This is a genomic window from Colwellia sp. MB02u-10, from assembly GCF_014077185.1.
Classification (GTDB): Bacteria; Pseudomonadota; Gammaproteobacteria; order Enterobacterales; family Alteromonadaceae; genus Cognaticolwellia.
In genome coordinates this window covers 25,460-49,373 of record NZ_JACGVK010000123.1, presented here as the reverse complement: position 1 = coordinate 49,373, position 23,914 = coordinate 25,460, and the positions used below count along the sequence as shown (strand labels likewise).

Sequence of the window (23,914 nt, the reverse complement as noted above, 5' to 3'; positions counted from 1 at the left end):
TTAAAGGTTTTTCTGCTTTTTTATCGTGTTTTCTGCTAAAGCAATATGTACGCTAGCCTTAGCAACTGAGTCGGAGTTCAATGAAATAGAATCAATACCGCATGCCACTAAAAACTCGGCGAATTCAGGATGGTCCGAAGGGGCTTGTCCGCAAATCCCTACTTTGCAACCACACTCATGAGCAACTTTGATCACTTGTGCAATCATAACTTTAACCGCATCATTCCTCGCATCAAATAAGCTTTTTAACTCTGTTGAATCACGGTCTATACCTAAAACAAGTTGAGTTAAATCATTACTGCCAATAGAGAAACCATCAAAACGCTGAGCAAACTCTGCTGCCAAAATAATATTAGACGGTATTTCACACATGACATAAACCTGCAAGCCCTTTTCGCCACGCGTTAACCCCGCTTTACTCATCACAGCAAGCACTTTATCTGCTTCATCGGGTGTGCGACAAAATGGGATCATCACGATGACATTATTAAACCCCATTTGCTCTCGCACCTTAACAATCGCCTGACATTCCAACATAAAAGCTTCGCGATAAAGTTTATGGTAATACCGTGAGGCCCCCCGTAAACCCAGCATAGGATTTTCTTCTATCAGTTCAAAAAACTCCCCGCCCAATAAACCACGATATTCGTTAGATTTAAAGTCTGACATGCGCACAATGACAGGTTTTGGGTACTGTGAAGCGGCAATTTTAGCGACCCCTAGTGCAAGATTATCAACAAAATAATCTCCACCTTGTGCATAGCCACGGCATAATTCACTAATTTTTTGTTTAACTTTACTATCAGTCACTTTTTCAGGGTGTAATAACGCCATAGGATGCACCCCTATTTGACTGGAAATAATAAACTCTATGCGGGTTAAACCTATCCCCGCAACAGGCAAAGTGCTCCATTTAAAAACGCCATCGGGCATCGCGGCATTAATCATAATATCTGTGTTGGTGTGAGGTATGTCAGCTAAATTTACCTCTTCAGTTTCAAAAGCTAATCTACCTTCATAAACAATACCGAGTGTGCCTTGCGCGCAACTTAAGGTAACTTCTTGATCATTTTTTAGCACTTGGGTGGCGTTTTCACAGCCAACAATCGCGGCAATTTTTAGCTCGCGACTAACAATCGCTGCATGACTTGTTGGTCCGCCCGTATCGGTAATAATACCTGCCGCTTTACGCATTAAAGGTAACCAGTCAGGATCGGTTTTTTCAGTCACTAACATAGCGCCTTCCGGAAAATTTTCCACATCTTCAGGGTTAACGACTTTAAACACCTTACCCGTAGCAATAGCACTGCCAACACTGGCACCTTGCACAAGTATTTTTGATTTTTCTTTCAGTTTATAATTGACTAATACCGAATGATTTTTCTGTGATTCTACTGTTTCAGGACGAGCCTGAACGATGTAAAGCTGCCCTGAAATACTATCTTTTGCCCATTCCATATCCATGGCTTTGCCGTAATGTTTCTCGATTATCACCGCCCAGTTTGCCAGTTGTAGTATTTCATCATCAGATAAAACTAAGCTGGTACGTTCTTCAATACTGGTTACTAGCGTTTCAGTACTTGCTGCTACTTTACTTAGATGAATTTTTTTCGATTTATCCACATGGGCAAAGCACATTTTCACTAACTTGCTGCCACATTTTTTTTCAATAATAGGTCTAAAATTTTGCTGTGGCTCACTAGCGGTAACTTTTATATTTTGTGCTAACAAAGGCTTAAAAACCATAAATCTGTCTGGCGTAACGCTGCCTTTTACTATGGTTTCGCCTAATCCCCATGCGCCATTGATTTCAACAACGTCACTAAAGCCGGTTTCGGTATCAAGCGTGAACATCACCCCTGCTACTTGAGCATTAATCATTTGTTGAATACCAATCGACAAGGCAACTTTCTCATGTTCAAAGCCTTGTTTTTCCCGATAAACAATGGCTCTGTCGGTATAAAGCGAAGCGAAACATTGTTTACAGGCGATCAGTAAATGTTCAATGCCGATAACGTTTAAGTAACTCTCTTGTTGTCCGGCAAAGCTTGCTTCGGGTAAATCCTCAGCGGTAGCCGAACTTCTTACCGCAACACTAGCCATATAGGGGGCTTGGTTTACTAAGTCATTTTGATTAAGTTTGTCATGTTGATTTTCTTGTATTCTCTTTGATAAGTCTTGATAGGCTTGAGTAATCTCACTGCTTTGCTGCTCGGTAAAGTCACCATGAGCAATTAACTTTCTGATCGCACTGCCGGTAGTGGCCAAATTTTGTTGTGCTGAACCATAGGCATCAATATGATGTTTTATTTTTTCATTGAGCTTATTTTGTTGTAAAAAATCGACAAATAATTGCGCACTGGTCGCAAAACCAATAGGCACCTGCACTGGTGTTTCACTCATATTGGCGATCATTTCGCCTAAACTGGCGTTTTTTCCACCCACTTGTTCAAGATTGGCGAGCGTTAATTTTTCAAACCAAAAAATAGTTTGCGCTTGTTGTTTTGATTGCATATTTATCACCTTTATCCGCTCGACATTACCGAGTATAAACTCAGCTTTTCTTATCGTTAAGAAAAGCTAACGCACTATTAATACTATGAAATTTAGGGTAATCACCCTCAATAATTTTTATTCCTGTTGATTTTTGCAACGCCGCTAAATAATTAATAAAGTCCATTGAGTCTAAATCACACTCTTCACGGATATCTTCATCAAAATCAATGGTTTTTTTTTCAACTTCAGGCGCAACTTCCTGTATAGCCTCGATAATCAAGCGCTCGATTTCTGTTGTATTCATAATTGCTCCGGTTTTTGTAAATTTTTAGCCAAGCTATTTAAAAACTTTGCCGCGAGCATGCCATCAACTACCCGATGATCGGCACTTAAACAAAGCGTTATTTGCTCACCAATATCAATTTTTTCATCGCATACTTGCGGCACTTTTTTTACTTTACCAACACCGATAATAGCGACTTGTGGCGGATAAATAATGCCAAAAACTTGATCAACGCCACGCTCCCCCATATTGGTTATGGTAATTGTGGCGCCCATCAGTTCTGAGCTACGTAAACGCTCACCACGTTCAATCGCTCTACTTCGACGCGTAATATCACGCAAAGCAGACATAATTTCTGGCACCGATAACTGTTCGACATGGCGCAATGCGGGTACAACGACTCCACCAGCTCGTAAACTAATGACATTGGCAATATTGATTTCACTCACTGGCTCAAAATGACCCTGTTGGTAAAAGCCATTTAATTGCGGATATTTTTGTAAGCTTATAGCAACCGCCTTAAGTACTAGTGCAATAAGTAAAATATGTGTTTGGGGTGTTTTGTCTTTATTGACTTGTTGTAGCCATTGCTGTGCCTTGTTTATAGGTAGGTCTACACTCAGATAAAAATGGGGAATTTCTTGCTTAGATTTCGTCATAGCAGCGGCGATCGCGCTACGCATGTTTGTTAATGACTCGCCTTCAGTTAACCGTGTTTTGGGTGTTATCTGCGCAATATCTTTTAGTATGATGCCACCATTAGGACCACTGCCTTTAATCCTCAACAAATCTAGCTGCTGTGCTTTTGCTATTTTACGAACAATGGGCGAAGCAAGTACCCTATTGGTCTTGTTATTAGTTTTGGTATTGATGTTTAGCTTTTCAATGATTTTTTTTTGCGGTTTTAATAACGGTTTTTCTGTCAAGGCTGCTGCCGATAATAAAACAGGCTCATCAATTATTTTCTCGGATACTATTTTTTCGGGTGTAATTTTTTCAGTAATTATTTTTTCAGTGCTTATTTCTTCAGTGGTGATTGGTTCTTTGATGATGTCTTCAGTGCTAGTATTTTGATTTTTCGATTCATTTAGTGACTTTTCTTCGGTGTCTATCCTTGCCAATACGCTACCGACAGGGACAGTGTTTACCGGTTGAACTAATAACTGGGTAATAATACCGTCGTGGTAGGCTTCCATGTCGATAGCACCCTTTTGTGTTTCAAGCACGGCAATAATATCGCCATGCTTTACCTTATCACCTACCTTGATTAACCATTCGACCAACATGCCCTCGCTCATATCTGCCCCCAGTGATGGCATGGTAATGTCTATGGATTTTTTCATGCTTGCCTTCCCCCCTATTTTACATGACCTGCCTGACGTTGAAGCGCAGCGTTATTGTTCACCTGCAAATAAAATTGTTGCACAACGGATGATTTGTTCTACCTGAGGTAAAGCTGCTTGTTCGAGGTGACTTGGGTAAGGAATAGGCACCTCTTGAGTACAAATTCGCTTCACTGGCGCATCTAAATACCAAAAAGCTTGCTCCATAATAATGGCGCTGATTTCACCCGCTAAACTGCCGGTTTTCCAGCCTTCATCAATAATAATAGCGCGGTGTGTTTTCTTAACACTGGCTAAAATGGTGTGGTTATCTAATGGTCGCAAACAACGTAAGTCAACAACCTCGACATTAATATTCAATGTGTCAAGCGCAGAGGCTGCCATTAAAACTTTAGGTAAGCTGCCCCCATAGGTGATCAGGGTAATATCTGTACCTTGCTTACGCACTACGGCTTTTTCCATATCAGCGTCTGGTGCATTAAAGACTTCACCTTGGTTATTTAATAACATGACATGTTCAAAAATAAGCACAGGGTCAGGGTCTTGTATTGCTTGTAATAGCATATAACGGGCATCGTTATGCGTTGCTGGGCTTAATACTTTTAAACCAGGAATATGGGCGTATAAATTTTCCCAGCTATGAGAATGTTGCGCGGCCAGTTGTAAGCCGGCGCCACATGCCATGCGAATAACAATGGGGACATTCAGTTGACCACCTGACATATGACGTAACGTGGCGGCACTATTAACAATTTGATCCATTGCCAACAAGCTAAAATTAACCGTCATCACCTCTACTATCGGCCTCATTCCCCCTAACGCGGCGCCGATACCTACCCCGACAAAACCTGATTCGCATAGCGGCGTATCAATAATTCGCTCTGCGCCATAATGTTCAAACAAGCCTTTACTTACGCCATAACAGCCACCATAACGTCCAACGTCTTCACCCATTAAAAATGTACGTTCATCGTCGTTTAGGCATTGTTCAATACCCGCACGTAAGGCTTCGCGGTAAGTCATTGTTTGACTGCTGTTTGTTTGAACCTTCATGCCAAGCCTCCTTGTTCTGCCTTGATATTTATTTTCGGTGTTGCTGGGCTATAAACATCTTTACAAAGATCTTCAACCGGCTCCCATTGTCCTTGCTCGGCAAAGTTAATAGCTTCGATTATCTCTTGTTTAATTTCTGATTCAATGCCGTTAAAGTCACTATCACTGAGCTGATGATTTTGTATCAACCAGTGCTTTAATTGCTTTACAGGACCGTGCTTTTTCCACTGTTCTATTTCTGCTTTATCACGGTATAGCTGACCATCAAAGCTTGAATGTCCTCGAAAACGATAAGTCTGACACTCTAAAAAATAAGGTTGTTGATGACTTCTAACGTGCTGAACTGCTTTAGTCGTTGCCGCTTCCACGTTGACCACATTCATACCGTCAACTTGCTGCGCTGGCATGCCATAACTTTGTGCTTTTTTGGCAATATTGGTTTCTGATTCAGATAAGGCCAATGCCGTACCCATGGCATAACCATTGTTTTCACAAATAAATAGTATGGGTAATTGCCATAACACGGCAAGATTCATTGCTTCATGAAACTCACCTTCTGCCACAGCTCCTTCGCCAAAAAAACAAACGGCTATCGCTGATTTTTTCAGTTGCTTATTGGCCATAGCTAAACCTGTGGCTAAAGGCAAGCCACCTCCAACAATGGCATTGCCACCATAAAAGTGCTGCTTTTTATCAAATAGGTGCATAGAGCCGCCACGCCCTTTACTGCAACCATTCGTGCGACCATACATTTCAGCCAACACAGACTTCATTGATAAACCACGCGCAAGCGCGTGACCATGTTCACGATAAGTGGCCACAATATTATCTTCTGGGGAAAGCGCCGCCATCACGCCTACGGCTAAGGCTTCTTCGCCAATATAAAGATGAAGAAAACCTCGTATTTTCTCTTGTGCATAAAGCTCAGCGCATTTTTCTTCAAAAAGGCGAATGCGTAACATTTGTTTTAATTGTTCAAGTAAGTGCGCTTTATCAAGATGTAATTTATCATTCATTTTTTATTACTCTTTTTTCTTACTATTTTTCATTACCTTCTTATTGAACATTATTGTTCATCACTTTCTAAGGTGGAAATATCACCTTCGGGTAAATTGAGTTCACGTGCCTTTAATAAGCGCCGCATTATTTTACCACTGCGAGTTTTAGGTAAATTTTTACGAAAAATTATTTCCTTAGGCGCAACTGCCGCGCCTAATTTTTTACGAGCAAAACCTTTTAGCTCTTTTTGTAATGCGACTAAGTTGTGCTCAGTGCATTCAACATCAGGGTTTAACGTCACATAGGCTTTAACCTTTTGCCCGGTGATTTCGTCAGGAATACCAATAACACCCACCTCAGCGACAACTTCATGCTCCATCAAGGCACTTTCAATTTCAAATGGGCCAATTAAATGACCTGACGATTTGATCAAATCATCAGCCCGACCTACAAACCAGTAATAGCCTTGTGCGTCTCGCTTAGCGAGATCGCCAGTTAAATACCAACCGTCTTGAAAACACTGTTGATATTTTTCTTCACGATGCAAATAGCCACGAAACATTGAAGGCCAGCCTTGTTTTAATGCCAGCTCACCAATTTGCATAGCTTGCTCTATTGTTTCAATACGCCCTTGTGCATTACGCTTAACAATAGCGGCCGTTATACCCGGTAAAGGTAAGCCCATTGAACCGGGTTTTATTGGCTGACTGGCAAAATTAGCAATCATGATGGCGCCGGTTTCTGTTTGCCACCAGTTGTCATGAAAAGGTAAACCCAGTACTTTTTCACTCCATCGCACGGCCTCAGCATTCAAAGGTTCGCCAACACTAGCGATGAAGGTTAACGCGGATAAATCATATTGTTCACGAATAGCTGTTCCTGCTTTCATCAACATGCGAATCGCGGTTGGCGCGGTATACCAAATGGTTATTTTTTGTTGCTGTAAAATGTGATACCAACGCTCAACTTCAAATTCAGCTTCATCAACAATCATTGTCACGCCCAAACAAAGTGGCGCAATAATGCCGTACGAGGTACCCGTCACCCAGCCAGGATCAGCCGTGCACCAATAAATATCGTCTTGTTTTAAGTTTAAGGCGTACTTTGCCGAAGATTGATGGGCAACCACCGCTTGATGCACATGAATAACGCCTTTAGGTTGACCCGTTGTACCGCTGGTAAAGTGCAGCAAAGCCATGTCATTACCATGAGTTTTAGCACAGGGATATCTGGTGTCAGCATCAGTAAGCAGTATGGTTAACCAATAACAGCCTTTGTCTAAGGGATGAGAAGAGGCAGCTGAAATGTTTTCATCTTCAGGACTATCGATGAATAGAATAACTTTAAGATGAGGCAGTTCATGCCACCAAGTGGCAATTTTTTTATCATATAAACGCTTAGTGGTAACTAATACATTAACTTCGCCTATCTCCATGCGAGAACGAATAGGCTCAGGGCCAAAGGCAGAAAATAAGGGGGTGAAAACGCCGCCAAACTTTAACGTCCCTAGCGCTGAAATATACAGTAGCGGTAATCGACCCACTAAGCTAAATACCCGTACGCCTGGCTCAAAACCCAACTTAGCTAACACACTAGCAAAAAGGCTGGTTTGTTCTGCTAAATCACGGTAACTATAATCAATTAATTGTTCATCTTTACCAAGCCAGCGAAGTGCTACTTTGTCTTCAATGCTGGTATTTAAATGCTTATCAACGGCTTGGTAGGCAATATTAAGTGTTTTATTGGGGTCGGTTTGCCAATTAAAGTCATCACAAGACTGCTGATAATCATACAAATTTGTATCACGACTATTATATGACATCTTATTAATTATATTTTCAGACATACGAGCAAGATCAATCAAGTAAACGATACAAAAAGTATAGTGTTCATCTAATTTTCTACGTTTGCTTTTACTGATCTACATCAGGTGAAAACACAATAATCAGCAGGCGTTATATCGAAGAGTGCGAGTAAGGAGATATACAAATTTCAGAGAAAAAGGAACCATCAGGTATCGTAAAGTAAGACAAACTATATTTCAGAAATGGCTGAGAAACTTAGCCAGAGCTACGAATCATAATTTTATGAGAAACTTTATTCTGTTGTTTGACCCATATATGACCCATACAAAAAAGCCCGCTTTAAAAGCGGGCTTTTTCATACACTAAGAACTAGAAAGGCATTTTCATCCCTGGAGGCATTTGCATACCACCAGTTAAAGCACCCATTTTATCTTTATTTTGCTCTTCAACACGACGTACAGCATCATTCATTGCTGCGGCAACTAAGTCTTCAAGCATATCTTTATCATCGGCTATTAAGCTGTCATCGATAATAACGCGACGAACGTTATGATTACCTGTCATAGTGACTTTAACCATACCGGCACCCGCTTCGCCGGTTACTTCCATTTTGGCTAGCTCTTCTTGTGCTTTTGCCATTTTAGCTTGCATGTCTTGGGCTTGCTTCATTAAGTTACCCATGCCACCTTTCATCATAATTTTTCTCTCCAAATGTAATATGCCGCCAAAGATAGTAGTTAACGGCTAAAAGTTCAAGTAGCGATTAACGCGCTACAACAGTTTCTTGGTCAAGCTTAGCTTGAAATTGTTGTTGCAGTGCTATAACAATTTCATCTTCAGCTAATACTTGCTTTGCATATTCATAGCGCTTGGCATTAATGTCCGCTTGGATCTGATAAGGATCTGAAACGGTTTTTTCAACAATATTTAATTCAACGGTAATTTTACGTTGTAAATATTCAGATATTTGTGCTTCTAATTGCTTATGTGCTGTATCGCTATTTAAGTGTTTAATTGATTGATCTAGTTGTAAAATCAATAAGTCGTCAGTAGACCTATCATCAATAGTAGCGTGGATTGCTAGCTGCCTTAGCCGCGCGAGCAAAGACATACTGTCAATCATATGTGCCCATTTATCAACTTGGTTTGCTAGTTTAATCGTCGCTGGATTGATAACGCCTTCATTATAAGGTTGCTCAGGTAATGTTGCTAGTTCTGGAACATTAGGCTGCTCAACAGCGGTATTTTTTACCGTGTCGACACTGGCATTTTCTCTCGTTGCTAATGCTGGGCGCAAGGCAGCGCCGTTAGGCTTTTTTCCGCTATCCTCCATTGACTTCTTACGACTTCTTAGCATATTTCGTGTCGCGATTGCTGCCGCAACGGGCGATTCGAATACTTTTTTGTCATCTTTACCCGGTTGTAAATCTGAACTATTGTTAGTGGTGCTAACAACAGTTTTATCTTCATCATTATGATTAGCAGTAAGGTTTGGCTCAGTAATATTTGGTTCAACAGGGCTTTGATCAACAGGGCTTTGTTCAATAATATTTTGATCACTATTGCTCTGCTCAGATTGTAATATATTCTCTGCGGGTAATGGCTCAATAAGCGTATGAGCTTGATGTTCAACTGCCCGCATTTCTTCTGCTAAAACATCATTCGCTTCAAGTTCTTGATCAGGGGCTATACCTGCATCTGGAATCGAGTTGTCTGCATTTATATTAACGCTTGGTTGCTGTTGACTCTCTGGTAAGGCTGATTTTTTTTCTGGATTGAGGTTTTCATCGATATTAGCGCTAGCATGAGCTAATAACGTTGAATCACTGAGCGAGATATCATCAGCTATTTCTTTACCTGCTTCGGGTAAATTATGACTATTAACAACCGGTTTAAAAGCAAGTAAGCGAAGTAACATCATATCAAATGCAGCTTGTTCATCATCTGCATAAGGTAAATCTTTTCTGGCAGTTAACACGATTTGATAATACAGCTGAACATCTTCAGGCGACATTAACTGACAGAAACGCGTTAACAATTGTTGGTGTTCTGCCGGCAAGCTAAAATTAGCTTTAACCACTTGTGTCATCGCTATTTGATGCAGTAGTTGGATTAGATCAGCTGACAATCGGCTATAGCTTGGCGCGTATGAGGCAATCACCAGTGAAAGCTGCATTAAAGCGGCAGAGTCTTGTTTTAATAAGGCGATGATAATTTTAAAGACCCAATCGCGGTCAACACCACCTAACATTTGCTGCACGTCATTTCTGGTTATATGGCCATTACCTTGCGCGATGCATTGGTCGGTCAAACTTAAGCAGTCACGCATGCTGCCACGGGCCGCTTTAGCGAGCATAGCAATTGATTCATCATCAAATGATACGGTTTCTTTTGTGAGTATTTCAATAATTTTATCGCTAATTTGTTTAATCGTTAGCGCTTTTAAATGAAACTGTAAACAACGAGAAAGTACCGTAACGGGTAATTTTTGTGGATCAGTAGTCGCAAGGATGAACTTTACATGCTCTGGCGGCTCTTCAAGTGTCTTTAATAAGGCATTGAAACTACTGCGCGACAGCATATGAACTTCATCAATCAAATAGACCTTATATCGACCTCTTGTTGGTGCATATTGTACGTTATCTAAAATTTCACGCGTATCGTCAACTTTAGTGCGTGAAGCAGCATCAATTTCAAGTAAATCTACAAAGCGACCTTGATCTATATCCACACAAGCATCGCAAGTACCACAAGGCGTTGCTGTGATGCCTGTTTCGCAATTTAGGCTTTTAGCAAAAATTCTTGCGATGGTAGTTTTGCCAACACCACGAGTTCCAGTAAACAGATAGGCATGATGTAACCTTTGTTGCGTCAGGGCATTAACCAAAACAGTAACAACATGTTCTTGGCCCATCAATTCACTAAAGGATTTTGGTCGCCATTTTCTTGCTAAAACCTGATAGCTCATTCTTCAGCCTTAATCACCAGCATATTGCAGTAAAGAGAACACAGATAAATCCATGTCTTCGAGTTTTTTTTCTCCACCTAAATCTGGCAATGATATAACAAATGCCGCATCTGTTACCTTCGCACCTGTACGTCTTATCAGCTTGGTGGTTGCTTCAATAGTCCCACCTGTTGCCAGTAGATCATCAATAATTAAAACATTATCATCTTGGGTTAACGCATCTTGATGAATTTCTAAGGTGTCGTGACCATACTCTAGCTGGTAGTCTTGCCTGTAAGTAGCTCTTGGCAACTTACCTGGCTTGCGCACTGGAACAAAACCTAAGCCCATTGCTAATGCTAACGGAGCTCCAAAAAGAAAACCACGTGCTTCAGTACCAACTACTTTAGTAAAACCACCCGCTTTGAATTTATTCACTAAAATGTCTATGGTGAGCTTGAATGCTTCAGCATCATCTAATATACCTGTTACGTCTCTAAACATAATACCGGCTTTTGGATAATCTGGAATGGTATGAATTGCGGATTTAAGTGTATTGATTTGTGTTTCAGTCATGTTCTAAGCGTCTAAAAATATTTTAGTTACAGAGTAAAGCAATTCATTGAAAGATTATAGTAACTGATAGCGAGTATTTACCGATAGTAAGCTCTTTATCAATTTAAGTAGGTTTTGTACGTCAATCGGTTTATCAATTACCGCTGAAAATAAGTTGGTATTACAAATCAGCTTTAACGATTGATGACCTTGCGTAGTCATCAAGATAACCGGTGTATCTAGATAGATTTTATGCTGGCGTATGTGTTTAGTTAGCTGGATACCATTCATGATAGGCATCAAGTGGTCGGCGATCACTAAATCGTAGTATTCGTTTTGTAACTTTTCAGAGGCATCTAGACCATGACACCCTGTACTGACAAAATAACCTTGAGCGAATAACAGCTCACTCAGGCTATTGAGTATTACCGGATTATCGTCTACAACAAGAATTTTCATTTTAAATAAAACTCTTGTTGGTTAATTTGACAATAATGTAAACCAACCGGCCAACATGGGTAATAAAGGTGCTGCGAACATCACAAATAACGCGGCAAATAAATGACGCTTAGACGAACTATCTTTGAAGTTTTCTTCTGACATTGGCATTCCAATTGATTGACTAAACGGCGCGGATTGTAGTCTAAAAAAGCTATTAAAAATAGCTTTATTTGATTTAGAACAACTAACTTAACTATAGTTTAAAGTTTTATTTGAAATTTGAAATTAATGTGCTATGAAGTCATGATTGAGTAAGTGACTCTTTAAGATATAAAAAAACCAGCCTAATTGGCTGGTTTTTTAGTGTCATATCTATTAATTAAGTATAAAGATTAGATAGAAACGTTCTTACGTCGTGCTGTGTCTTTAATAAAGCTTTCCCAACCCTTGGCTGACTTACGGGTTTTAGGATCTTTCATTGCTAAACTAATCGCTTTATAAGCTTGTTTATATTGCTCTAAATAAAAGTGAGATTCTGCGATACTCATTTGCAGTCTACCTTCATTTTTAACACCAAGCTCAATTGCTTTAGTTAACGCTACGATCGCTGACTTAAATTGCTCATCTTGCTTTAATAACATACCTTGTTTGCTGTAATGCTTAGCAAGGTTAGTCATTTTAGCTAATTCGCCATAATAATCAGCCGCCTTATCAATATTCTGCGCAGCGTGCCAAGCGTTAGCTAGTGAAGATAAATTTTTATCATCACGTGGTACTAAGCCAGAATCGATATGTTTTTCTAACAGTATTGCTGCTTTATATGGCACTACATTCTGCGAATATAAACTTGCTAGTGTTTTAATCTCAGATTCTTTAACAAGGAAACCTTGTTTATAAGCCAGATCAAGTGTTTGTAAACCTTTCTGGTAATCTTCAACTAGCAGATAGAACATACCTAACTGCGTCCACCAAGTTTTATCTTCTGGGAATATTTGGATAACAGTTTCAAGCGTTTTAACAGCATCTTTATATTTTTTATTTTCATAAAATGAAGTGATCTTCAATATATAAGGATTTTTGTTTTGCTTGTCACCATAAGCTGCAATCGCATTATCTGCTGGCACAATCATTTCATCTAATTGTTTCAACGCATAATGAGCATTAGCTATTTTTGTCCAAGTATTACCGTCAGATTCACCCGTAAAATCCATCCAAGCTTGGTAATTAACTAGTGCTTCTTCATAAGCCTTGGTCTGCATCTGTAAATCAGCTAACAATTTAATCGCAGCACCATGATCACCTTCGTTAAGGAGATCAGGTTCAACCGCTGCTTTTAAATATTTAATTGCATTAGCTTCTTCATCACCCATAGTTGCATACATAACTGCTATAAAACGGGATACATAAGCTTTGTCGTAGTCTTTACTCGCATCAATATCTAAAAGAATAACTAAAGCACCTGGAATATCATCCGCTGAATAAGCTTCAAAGGCTTTTGCTACTTTTTTACCGACACTAGGACCAACAAGCTGTGTTTTACGCTTTGGTTTTTCAGACTTTTCAGCACCAGCTGCAGATACTTCTGCAGCTATTGGCAATTGAATTAGAACAACTGAAATAATTAACAGTAAAGATGAAAAAATCTTATTCATTACTAATTCCCTCCATCCATTTTAAAGTCAAGTCGTACGGTCAAACCTGTTTGTCTCATAGCTTTGCCATCAACAACTTTTGGTTTGTATTTCCATTTTCGCAAAGCACGTTTAGCTTCTCTGTCGAAAACACGTCTTGGCTCTGCTTCAATGACATCAACATCTTCAACACCACCAATTTCATTGATAGTAAATGAAAGCGTAACCCAACCTTCTTTACCATCACGAGCAGCTTGTATTGGGTATTTAGGCTCAATACGAACTATTGGTGTTGCATCTCCGTCACGACCGAAACCAGCACCAGGTGCAGAAATACCTGCATTTGCTCCGGCTAACTGTACACCAGGCATATTAAACGTTAATCCACCCGCGTCGTTATTAGCTTCAGGCTCTGGAGCTTGAGGCTTAGGTGGCGTTTTAGGCGGCGGCGGCGGCGGCGGCGGAACACGTTGACGGCGTTCAGCAGCTGACTTAGGTGGCGTCGTATTAACTTCTACAATGATATTCTCTAATCCTACTTCCTTGGTTCTATCACCGCTAGAAACAAGGAAGGCCATAAAAGAAAACAAAGCAAATGTTACTGCCGCGCCTAGTAGTATAGATACTAAAAAGCGAACCATAGACTACCCCTTAGCTGCAGCGATAGATATTCTGTCTATGCCCGCTTCTTTAATTGCATCCATTACTTTAACAACTACACCATGTTTAGCGTCTTTGTCAGCTTGAATGATTACAACATCAGTTGGTTGCTCAGCCAATAATTTTTCAATATTGGCCGCTACGCGTTCAACATCAACACGACGCTTATCTAACCAAATTTCACCATTATCTTTAATTGCCACAAAGATATTAGCTGACTTTTGTTTCGATTGATTTGCCGCTTTAGGTTTATTAACTTCAATACCAGCTTCTTTAACAAAAGAAGTAGTTACGATAAAGAAAATCAGCATAATGAATACGATGTCAAGCATCGGTGTCATATCTATAACTGCTTCTTCGTCCTCACGAATACGTTTACGTGCCATTCGAATATCTCTCTAGTGATGAGGTAAACTGTCAACCAGTTTAGCCTTTGCTAGTTTAACTTTAGCGTCTAACCTTGAACTGAAAAACACCCCTGATAATGCTGCAACCATACCCGCCATTGTCGGAATTGTTGCCATTGATATACCAGACGCCATCAGACGCGGATTACCAGTACCTTGTTGTGCCATTACTTCAAACACACCGATCATGCCGGTTACGGTACCAAGTAAACCAATTAGTGGACACATTGCCACCAAGGTTCTAATTGTGAGCATACGTTGCTCTAGTAGTTCTGTCGCTTCGGAGATCCAAGTATCTCTAATTCGATGTGCATACCAAGAAGTAGTATCTTCTCTTGCATCCCAACGTCCGACAATATCGTCTTTCATTTTAGGATAGATTTTAGATAGGAACCAATAACGCTCTATCATCATTATCCACATCAATAAGAGTGCGAAGGCAACAACGTACAGTACGTTACCGCCAGTCGCAATAAAACTCCTGACAGATTCCCAAAGCTCTATCAGGAATAACATTATTTAGACTCCTTCTCTGCAATAGCAGCGATCAAGCCAGCACTTTGCTCGTCTAACTTTTGCAATACAGACTTACTTTTACCAGCAACAACACTGTGGATTAAGATTAATGGCAATGCACAAATCAAACCTAGGGCAGTTGTTACAAGTGCTAGAGAGATGTTACCCGCCATAATTTTCGGGTCACCTGTACCGTATAATGTAATCGTTTGGAACGTCATAATCATACCGATTACTGTACCTAATAGACCCATTAGTGGTGCAATTGCAGCAAACATTTTGATTAAGTTAATACCACGGTCAACTTTAGGTGTTTCGCGCAATATAGCTTCATCAAGTTTAAGTTCAAGAGTTTCCGCATCAACCGCTTTGTTGTCAAAGTAAACTTTTAACAAGCGACCTAGTGGGTTATTGTCGTTTGGTTTTTCAAGGTTTTTCTCTTGAGCGCGAATTTTAGAACTCATGCTGCCAAGAACAATCATACGCTCTAAAGCAATAAGAAGACCAAAGAATAGTAATACAGTGATGGCATAGCCTACTTCTTTACCTTCATGGTAGAATTCCATCAATGTTTTCTTACGCGTTTCAAGCGTTAAGATAGCACCACGAGATGGATCAACATAAAGAGCTGAATAACCAGCAGTTTCACCAAAGAAAGAAGACGCAGTATCAGCGATATAACCAGCAGGTTGCTTAGCTAGTGGCTGTACTTGACCAACTTCATCATTATAGTTTAAGTAACCGTTTTCAGATACTAAGTTGAAAGTACCAATACGTGTTACTGATTCAGTAGACTTTGAACCATCTAAATTAGTTACTTCTGTAGTAAACTTAGATACTTCACCTGACTGAGTCATTTCAGTTTGCAGAGCAAACCATAATTCTTCAAGCTGCTCAAGTTCAGGGATAGCTTTTGAATTAGCAATCTTGTCTAACGTGTCACCACGACCTGGGTATTCAGCTGAAACAATTGACGTTACAATTGAACCATAAGCATTAGCTGCAGCTGCACGACTTACGCCGAACATCTCACCTAAGGTACCTTGGGCATTGTCTAACTCTACAGATTTTTGCGCTAAAGTAATTTCATTAGCGGCATACTCTTTTGTCAAACGTTTGTTTCGTGCTTGTTGATTTGCTAGTTCTTTTTTAGCTGTGTTCAATAACGATTGCTTGTCAGAACGCGCAGAAATAAATTCCGCTTCACGTTTTTTATCAATTTTAGCTTCAGAAATACGGTCATTTTTAACTTGTTTTAATAAGTCATCTAACTGATTCGCTGATGCTGAAGCTGCTACTGTCATTGAAGCAGCAAATAATACGAAATTAATAACTTTTTTCATTATTCTGCTCCTGCTGCAAATACGGGTAGTTTAGCTAGATCAAGTGGTAATTGCTTACGAGCCATACGAACGGCATCAGTCACTGGTTTCAAGTATTCGTCACCTAAAGCATCCCAACCACGTTTTTCATTGTTCCAAACCCAAGAGTTTTTCATGTCAAGAGATTGAGCAACAAATGAAATACGACCCATATGAACAAAATCAGCAGTGATCATACGATCACCTAAGTCAAGCTCACCTTGATACACACCGAATATGGTGCCGTAACTGGCTTCAATTTCGTATGCTTCAAGCACTAAACGAAACTGTTCAGATACTGATACATCTGAATCACCCATTACATCACGTAAACCAGCAATACGCTCTTTACGTGCATCAATGTTCATAGGAACATCAAGGTCAACAAACTTCTCTAATGTGTCAATCATTTTGTACATCAATGGTACAACGCCTTGCTTGGTTTTATCTATACCAGCAATTTGTTTTTGTAATGATTTAATATTAGCTTCTTGATCATCAACCATAAGTTGAACATGATCGTTATAACCGTTTAACACGTCAGCTTCATCGACTGTATTACGGTACTCAGCTAGTAACTCTTGAGTTTGTCCGTAAATGTTGTCTATTTTGCTTTGTGATTGACTTGAAGCTTTAAAAATTTGAGCTTCTGCTTTTTGAAGATCTGTTAATGCATCTGCAGCAGCGAAGTTGCTTGCTGAAAATGCTAGTGCGCCGATTATCGTCGTTGCGATAAGGCTTTTCTTGCTTAATTTGGACATAGTTCCCAACCATTGCTATTGAATTTTGATAACAAACTTTATTGTTAACGCAAATTTAATAATCTGCCATTTAAAGTTTTATTATTCTAAAATAAAACTACGACAATATTCCCAGACGACAGCCTAACTGTCAACTAAGTACAATAAAAAGACCATTTATTTCGCTTTTAAAGAGTGAAGTAAATTTTTTTGTAACGATAAATTAACAATATATTCATTTAATACAGAAAATTATTAATTTAATCGATGTTACAGAAGGCTCCTTTATTGTAAAAATATGTGCTGTTCATGTTTTACTAACTCTTTCGTAGTAAGTCAAACTTTATTATCTAAATGCGGTTTAATTTTGCCATTTTGGTTTTTAAATGAACAAATATAAAACATTATAAATATGCAAGCTATATGATGTTCATCAACGTCTGTCCTAAATTACAAGGGTTATGGGCAGCTTATAATTTAATCACAAGTAAGACTGAGCCAACCAAAAGACTAGCAAATTCCTTGGACAATAAGCTGTCATGATGTGGTATTAATTTAGTATTCGAGGCATTATTTTTTTACTATAAAAATATATGACACCCCACTAAAAATGCAAAAGTTAAGTGATACAAAACTAGCCGTTTAATTAAACAACTTTAACTTTCTAACTATTTGAATAAACTTTTTGTAATCGCCCAAAATACCGAGGCACTAATTGTTTCAATTCCAAAAGTGAATTTTAGTGAGGTAGTAATTTTTAAGACAGTAATTACGCACTATTATAATCAAAATCAAGCTTGCTCAACATCAAGAAATACGTATTCAGGTAAATTTTCTTAACCAAAATTAAAATTAGCTTGCTCGTAACAGTGTCCAGTCGAGTTGTTGAAATTGTTTAATGCACTAAAAAAAGTATGCCATTAACTGATTATTGTCTAAGGATTGATCCTTTAGTTCTTTTCTAACCTGATCCAAAATAACTTGTAGTATATTTTTACCATCAATATTTTTATAATATGAATAGGTTAACTGAGATGGGGCTAGATCAAACTCAAACCAGCTGATATGTTTCATCGAAATAGATTAATTGGCACTTGCCAACATAGCTTCTGCAAATTGACTACTTAGATTTTCATAAAGGTTTTAAGGAAAGAAGAATGGAACATTGGACAACGTGGAAAACTTGTCATTGTATTAAAACCTACTGAGGCATAGAACTCATGATTTTTTAAAAGCGCCCACTAATAATTCAGCAATGCTGTGATGCTTTTTTATCGGTTGCTGCTTAAATTCCTTAAGCAAGTCATTATCGGTAATATATTGCCCTGTCGGTAAGCTATTCTCATCTTAACATCATTAAACCCTACAAACTGCAACCCTGACTGTTCGAGCAACTGATACACTTCTAAAATGCTATAAGCACAATCTTGCTCATGTAATAATAAATATACTAAGCCGCTATCTTCACCTTTAATATGATCAACTATAAATTTTATATTATGGAAAAAACCAATGAGTTTCTAGGAGATTTGCCAATATTCTTTTAGTATTTGTCACCTTATTAGACAAATACTCTTCATTCGCGGTAATCATTCTCATTAACTGCTGCATTTGATAATCGCCAATGCGTACATATTTCTCGTATATCATCAAACCCATTGCACCTGAGTCACTCAATAAATTTTTAAGTGAGTGTGGACTTAACAATTGCTCGTCTAAATGATGTAGTACGCCTGTGCAACCTATATGGTAAAAATTACCTATATCCCACTAAATTAGAGTAGTGAGCCATACACCAGTTTATATTGGTCAAATTTCTGCCGTGTTATCTGTTAATTACTCCACTAAAAAAATAACGAATATCCTGTTCCGCTGCCAGCGACTAACACTCTTAATTGATTAAAATCACAACCGGCTTTAAAGCAATAGAAATTGATCAAATCAAGGCGTTCAATACCTATAAACTAATCGACAGATCTCTATGAGCGTAGGTATAACTTTCATATAAATCTCTACCTTTTTTAAATATTGCCTATTACGCTAAGCTACCTTATTATTTAAAGATAAAAATAATCTCTGTTGATCATCTAGATAAAAAATTTCATATTATTTTGGATTTATGTCATTTGTTACAAAACTATTACATACATATTTATATGTGAGAATTATATTCTAGGTTATCTTGCAAAGTACTAATAAAGAAATGTAATGAAAAACGTACAACTTACTAATAATGCTATTTCAGCATTTGCTAAGATATAATTTGTGATACAAGACAGTTTGGTTATCAATTTGATAATTTAGTAGGTTATAAAGCAGTCGTCACTCAAAAATATAACAATGGGGCTCAAAATGTTAAAAATAACATTACTAATTAGCATTACCATACTACTTGGCGCTTGTAGTTCAAGCCAGCCAGGCTATGCTGATAAATCTAAAGAAAATGATGATAAATATACCAAGATGGCAAATGATAAAAAGATGGTATGTGAGTATAGAGCTACGACAGGAAGCCATAGAAAAAAACGCAGTTGTATGTCAAAAGAATTAGCTGACGAAGTAAGAAGAAGAAACCAAGAAGCGCTTAGATCACAAGAAAGTAAAGCCCAAACTAGCGCTGGTTCAACAATTTAGCGATTGAATAAGTGCTAGATTATAATTTACATAGTAATGTGATTGCTAAATAAAGCTTAAGTAGCTTCTGCAGAAAGCTAATCCTTAACTATTGAGTAGTTAGGGATTTTTTATGCTTCAATGTGTCGATAGCATGGTTTGAAATAAGGTTGTTACAATTCGATGGAGAAGCACCTAAATAAGTAAAGAAAACCAACAAAGCTGAAATGCTATTCCATATACTTATACTCCCCGCGGATGTCAGCTTGACTCTTTTCGGTATCGCCCCTTATTCTTAATAAATTCAGTTTATAACATAGTTAGTTTATTTGTCTATTGGTTGATTGTTTATCGAAAATAAAAGAAAAACAGAAAGATAAATACCTTGGTTGTAGTGTGCTCGGAGTGAACAGGAGATACTTATATCAATTGCATTAAATTACTGCCCAATTGCTGTGGTTTAAAATGCCTAATAAAGCAAATAAAAAAGCCATTGAGTCGTTATCAATGGCTTTTATGATTTTACTTAACTAAAACTAACTTAAAAAGCTAATCCTAAAGTTACGTAAACATGACGACCTGACGTGTTATAAGTACGAGGGTCTGTATTATCATTGAAGCCAGTATCTGCATACGGAGGATCTTCATCAAATATGTTATTCAGACCAACAGTTGCAGTCATGTTATCCATGAAGTAACTAAAGCGTGCATCATTAATAATTTGCGCATCAATAGTACGGAAGTCACCGTCAAATGGTTCATCTACTTCACCAATGTAACGAACTGACCATGCTGCAGACCAATCATCGCTTGTGTAGCGAACGTCAGCATTTGTTTTCCATTCAGGGAAGTTACCATCACCACTATTGCGGTAAAAATAACCCGCATTCTCAATTACATCACCATTGGCTTGTGTAATATCATATGTATCATAATAAGTCGTGTCAACGTTGTAAGTTATTGTGCCACCTTCAAGGTCTGTAGAGTAACGAATGTTAAAATCGTAACCAGATGATTCAACACCACCAACGTTAGTTGTGCGGTCATCAATGTCAATTGAGTTACCGTAAAGTGTGCTATCAGCACCGAAACGTATAATTTTATCACAATGCTCGCCAGTTGCTGCACAGCTATCTAGAATTAACTGCTCACCTAACGTACTAATTGCACTCGTAATTTCGATATTCCAGTAATCTAAAGTTAATGACAAACCTTCTACGAAATCAGGGCTATATACGATACCAGCGGTAAGGATATCAGCTTCTTCTGGTTGTAAATCTTGACTACCACCACGCGTTGAAGATAATTGGTCACCAATGGGTTCGAAACCAGCAGCAGGAACACCATCAGCAATACAGAATGCTGTTGGGTTTGTGTTACAAGGATCAATTACTTCTGGGCTGTTGTCTGAAGAACCAGCGAACAAATCAGATGTAGATGGAGCACGGAATGCTGTTGATGATGTACCACGTACCATTAGTCCATCAAATGGAACCCAACGAACACCAATTTTATGGTTAGTTGTATCACCAAACGTATTGTAGTCAGAGTAACGAACCGCTAAATCAACTTCTAATACTTCAGCGCCAACAACACCACTTAAAAGTGGAACATTGGTTTCAAGGAATACTTCATCTACATCGTAGCTACCTACAGTTGATGTACGTGATGAGCCAGATGTAATGCCTAAAGCAATTAACGCGTCAGGGAAATCAGCACCTTTTTCTTCACGATGCTCAATACCTGCTGCGAAACCTACAGTACCAGCGGGTAATTCAAACGCATCACCAAAGATACTTGCAGACATGATTTGCTGTTCGTTAGAACCCACATCATGCGCTTCAAACAACATGTAATCCATCATTTCTTGGCTAATTTCGCCATCTGTACCAGGAGTACCGAAGGTATTTAATGATACACAGCCCGCAATTGGAGCCGCTTCAGTGCCACAAACTACATTACCAAGGTCATCCATAAAAGATGGACCAACAGCTGCGCTAACTTTTTCAAAGTTTACACCGCCAGCACCTTGTGTTGCTGAATCGTTACGACCAAAAATGTAACTTGCTTCCCAGCCCCAACCATTATCAAATTCACCGTCCATACCAATCATAGCACGTACCGTTTCAACGCGGAATTGTGAGTCACGTCCACCAGTTTCAACCATACGACGACGCCAATCAGCAATATCTACTGTATCGCCATTCGAGTCTTTTGGACCGAATTGTTGATTGTAGTAGTTGTCTGCAGAGTAAGTTGCATCACCCCAGCCAAAGAATGCTAATGGTGCTAATGGCAATGGCGCTAGTTTTGTTTTAGAAGTACGACGGTTAAAGCTTAATTCAGTAAATACACGAACAGTATCAGTGATCTCATAAGAGCCTGAAGCATAAATACCGTAACGCTCTTGTGGCGTTAAGTGATAGTTAGCTGGTGCGAAGTTGTAAGTATCTTTATCCCAATCCCAACAGTCATAACCCGCAGCATTTGCTGGGTTAGAAGGATCAGATTGACCTGGACCATTTGCTGCACCATGCGTAAATGAGTTACATGTACCTGTAGGTAATTCCAAAACCGGAGAAGTTAAAATCGGATCACCATTGTCATCTAATTTATACCTTAAATTACCATCGGCATCTTTAGCATGCTGAGTTAAGTTATCTGAGTTAGCTGAGTTTACACCGTTGTAACGTCCCCATGGTGGAGCCGAAGAGCCACCTGGAGTTAATGAACCGTCATCTTCCATACCGTAATCGAATTTAGACCAATCACGATCTCCAGACCATTGTGCGCCCTGCTGGACATAGTATGCGTTTACAACAGCATTACCTTTATCGCTTGAAAAACCTATGGTTAAATCTATATTTTTGGTCTCGCCATCCCTCTCTTCAGTGCCAATATCATAACCTGCATTGAATTCGAAGCCTTCAAAGTCATCACGCGTGATAATGTTTACAACACCACCGATAGCATCAGAGCCGTAGATAGCTGACGCGCCATCTTTTAAAACTTCAACACGTTTTACAATGGCAGTTGGGATAGTACTTAAATCAACTGAACTGTTTGCACCAGTACCAGAGGCAACCATACGGCGGCCATTTAAAAGTACCAATGTACGAGGAGAACCTAAACCACGTAATGAAACACGAATGGCACCTGAACCACCGTTATTGATCGCGGTGTTAGTTGCCGCACCAGCTACAGATGGAATTTCTCGTAAGATATCTCCCATATTAGTGATACCTGATGCAACAAGGTCTTGGCGAGTGATAACTTGAACAGGATTTGCACCTTCCATATCAGCACGCTTAATACGAGAACCTGTTACTTCAATGCGCTCTACGCTTTCAGCTGATTCATCTTCTGCTGAAAATGCAGGTGCTGAAATTGCTGCAGCTGCACCAGCACCAAACATCATGGCGACGCGTACTGCTTTAGCTATTTTGCTATTGTTATACATAAATACTCCCTGGATCACTTTCGTGATACTAGTGTTTAAATTCAAGACTATATTGCCTTGTTGAATTATTTTTGGTCAGATACCTGACCTAACGGTTAGGATATTAAACTTAATATTATTAACAGGTCAACACAAACAGTTACATTTGAATTACTTTAAAAAGAATCCGAAATGCAATTAAACAAAAAATCACTTATAAACAATAAGATAAAAAAATTTATTTTTAAATTTAAACTTACAAAAATAAACATCAACAGATCGCAGTAGCCTTGTTCGCTATAAAAATTAAGCCAAATGCGACAGCATATTAAATTTTAATGATTTTATTAAGAGGGCCAACATTGAATATTATTGACCAAACACACGACTACGAAGCCAAAGTAACACCAAGTCATTTGGTTGATGAATGGTTACCGTGGGCATACATCGCCATCGGCAATTTAAAACGTTTTTGTTAGGCACATTCCATGGCGTATCAGGGAAATACCTGCAGGAATACTTAGATGAGTTCTGTTATCGCTTTAATCGTCGTTTTATCGAAAATAAAAGAAAAACAGAAAGATAAATACCTAATTAAGTAAATAAAAAAGCCATTGAGTCGGAC

19 protein-coding genes and 1 pseudogene are annotated in these 23,914 nt (G+C 38.9%); 2 read left to right on the top strand and 18 right to left on the bottom strand.

Annotated elements, in window-relative coordinates:
• From ppsA to H4J59_RS12095, 17 genes are all read right to left on the bottom strand, one after another.
• Window positions 1–2,514, bottom strand: a complete 2,514-nt coding sequence (ppsA, locus tag H4J59_RS12170; RefSeq protein ID WP_182239730.1) for a phosphoenolpyruvate synthase — start codon at window positions 2,512–2,514, stop codon at window positions 1–3.
• A 40-nt stretch (window positions 2,515–2,554) separates the two neighbouring features.
• Window positions 2,555–2,800, bottom strand: a complete 246-nt coding sequence (locus H4J59_RS12165; protein WP_182239728.1) for an acyl carrier protein — start codon at window positions 2,798–2,800, stop codon at window positions 2,555–2,557.
• Window positions 2,797–4,122, bottom strand: coding sequence for a dihydrolipoamide acetyltransferase family protein (locus H4J59_RS12160; RefSeq protein WP_182239726.1), 1,326 nt, complete (start codon window positions 4,120–4,122; stop codon window positions 2,797–2,799). Before H4J59_RS12160 ends, H4J59_RS12165 begins: the two co-directional genes overlap by 4 nt.
• A 51-nt stretch (window positions 4,123–4,173) precedes the next feature.
• Window positions 4,174–5,175, bottom strand: a complete 1,002-nt coding sequence (locus H4J59_RS12155) for an alpha-ketoacid dehydrogenase subunit beta (RefSeq protein ID WP_182239724.1) — start codon at window positions 5,173–5,175, stop codon at window positions 4,174–4,176.
• Window positions 5,172–6,191 carry a pyruvate dehydrogenase (acetyl-transferring) E1 component subunit alpha gene (gene pdhA / locus H4J59_RS12150; RefSeq protein ID WP_182185026.1) on the bottom strand — a complete coding sequence of 340 codons (1,020 nt, stop codon included), beginning with the start codon at window positions 6,189–6,191 and terminating at the stop codon, window positions 5,172–5,174. The genes H4J59_RS12155 and pdhA overlap by 4 nt, the downstream gene beginning before the upstream one ends.
• Window positions 6,192–6,241: 50 nt before the next feature.
• The gene (gene acsA, locus H4J59_RS12145; protein ID WP_182239723.1) at window positions 6,242–8,020 is read right to left on the bottom strand and encodes an acetate--CoA ligase; all 1,779 of its coding nucleotides are present in this window, start codon (window positions 8,018–8,020) and stop codon (window positions 6,242–6,244) included.
• Between the two features lie 328 nt (window positions 8,021–8,348).
• Window positions 8,349–8,678, bottom strand: coding sequence for a YbaB/EbfC family nucleoid-associated protein (locus tag H4J59_RS12140; protein ID WP_182137031.1), 330 nt, complete (start codon window positions 8,676–8,678; stop codon window positions 8,349–8,351).
• Window positions 8,679–8,742: 64 nt separating this feature from the next.
• Window positions 8,743–10,947, bottom strand: coding sequence for a DNA polymerase III subunit gamma/tau (gene dnaX / locus H4J59_RS12135; protein WP_182239721.1), 2,205 nt, complete (start codon window positions 10,945–10,947; stop codon window positions 8,743–8,745).
• A 9-nt stretch (window positions 10,948–10,956) separates the two neighbouring features.
• Window positions 10,957–11,502: an adenine phosphoribosyltransferase gene (gene apt, locus H4J59_RS12130; RefSeq protein ID WP_182136958.1), complete on the bottom strand. Its 546-nt coding sequence runs from the start codon at window positions 11,500–11,502 to the stop codon at window positions 10,957–10,959.
• A 54-nt stretch (window positions 11,503–11,556) separates the two neighbouring features.
• Window positions 11,557–11,940, bottom strand: coding sequence for a response regulator (locus tag H4J59_RS12125; RefSeq protein ID WP_182239719.1), 384 nt, complete (start codon window positions 11,938–11,940; stop codon window positions 11,557–11,559).
• Window positions 11,941–11,961: 21 nt separating this feature from the next.
• Window positions 11,962–12,084 (bottom strand): hypothetical protein, encoded by a 123-nt coding sequence (locus H4J59_RS19450; RefSeq protein WP_259363252.1) that lies wholly within the window; start codon window positions 12,082–12,084, stop codon window positions 11,962–11,964.
• Window positions 12,085–12,314: 230 nt separating this feature from the next.
• Window positions 12,315–13,574, bottom strand: coding sequence for a lipopolysaccharide assembly protein LapB (locus tag H4J59_RS12120; protein ID WP_182239717.1), 1,260 nt, complete (start codon window positions 13,572–13,574; stop codon window positions 12,315–12,317).
• A 2-nt stretch (window positions 13,575–13,576) separates the two neighbouring features.
• Complete coding sequence (locus tag H4J59_RS12115; RefSeq protein ID WP_182136961.1) at window positions 13,577–14,194, bottom strand: energy transducer TonB; 618 nt, start codon at window positions 14,192–14,194, stop codon at window positions 13,577–13,579.
• A gap of 3 nt (window positions 14,195–14,197) precedes the next feature.
• The gene (locus tag H4J59_RS12110; RefSeq protein WP_081149207.1) at window positions 14,198–14,599 is read right to left on the bottom strand and encodes a biopolymer transporter ExbD; all 402 of its coding nucleotides are present in this window, start codon (window positions 14,597–14,599) and stop codon (window positions 14,198–14,200) included.
• Window positions 14,600–14,611: 12 nt separating this feature from the next.
• Window positions 14,612–15,136, bottom strand: a complete 525-nt coding sequence (locus tag H4J59_RS12105) for a MotA/TolQ/ExbB proton channel family protein (protein ID WP_182136962.1) — start codon at window positions 15,134–15,136, stop codon at window positions 14,612–14,614.
• Window positions 15,136–16,479 (bottom strand): MotA/TolQ/ExbB proton channel family protein, encoded by a 1,344-nt coding sequence (locus H4J59_RS12100; protein ID WP_182239715.1) that lies wholly within the window; start codon window positions 16,477–16,479, stop codon window positions 15,136–15,138. Before H4J59_RS12100 ends, H4J59_RS12105 begins: the two co-directional genes overlap by 1 nt.
• The gene (locus tag H4J59_RS12095; RefSeq protein WP_182190233.1) at window positions 16,479–17,258 is read right to left on the bottom strand and encodes a DUF3450 domain-containing protein; all 780 of its coding nucleotides are present in this window, start codon (window positions 17,256–17,258) and stop codon (window positions 16,479–16,481) included. Before H4J59_RS12095 ends, H4J59_RS12100 begins: the two co-directional genes overlap by 1 nt.
• 2,331 nt (window positions 17,259–19,589) lie before the next feature.
• Here H4J59_RS12095 and H4J59_RS12090 point away from each other — a divergent pair.
• Window positions 19,590–19,871 carry a hypothetical protein gene (locus tag H4J59_RS12090; RefSeq protein ID WP_182239713.1) on the top strand — a complete coding sequence of 94 codons (282 nt, stop codon included), beginning with the start codon at window positions 19,590–19,592 and terminating at the stop codon, window positions 19,869–19,871.
• A gap of 520 nt (window positions 19,872–20,391) precedes the next feature.
• On the opposite strand, the gene H4J59_RS12085 is transcribed toward H4J59_RS12090, so the two are convergent.
• A complete protein-coding gene (locus H4J59_RS12085) occupies window positions 20,392–23,310 on the bottom strand; it encodes a TonB-dependent receptor domain-containing protein (protein ID WP_182239711.1) in 2,919 nt (972 codons plus the stop codon).
• Window positions 23,311–23,651: 341 nt separating this feature from the next.
• Between H4J59_RS12085 and H4J59_RS12080 the strand changes: the two are divergent.
• Window positions 23,652–23,875 (top strand): annotated as a pseudogene (locus tag H4J59_RS12080) (transposase); the annotation flags it as partial.
• Between the last annotated feature and the right edge of the window lie 39 nt (window positions 23,876–23,914).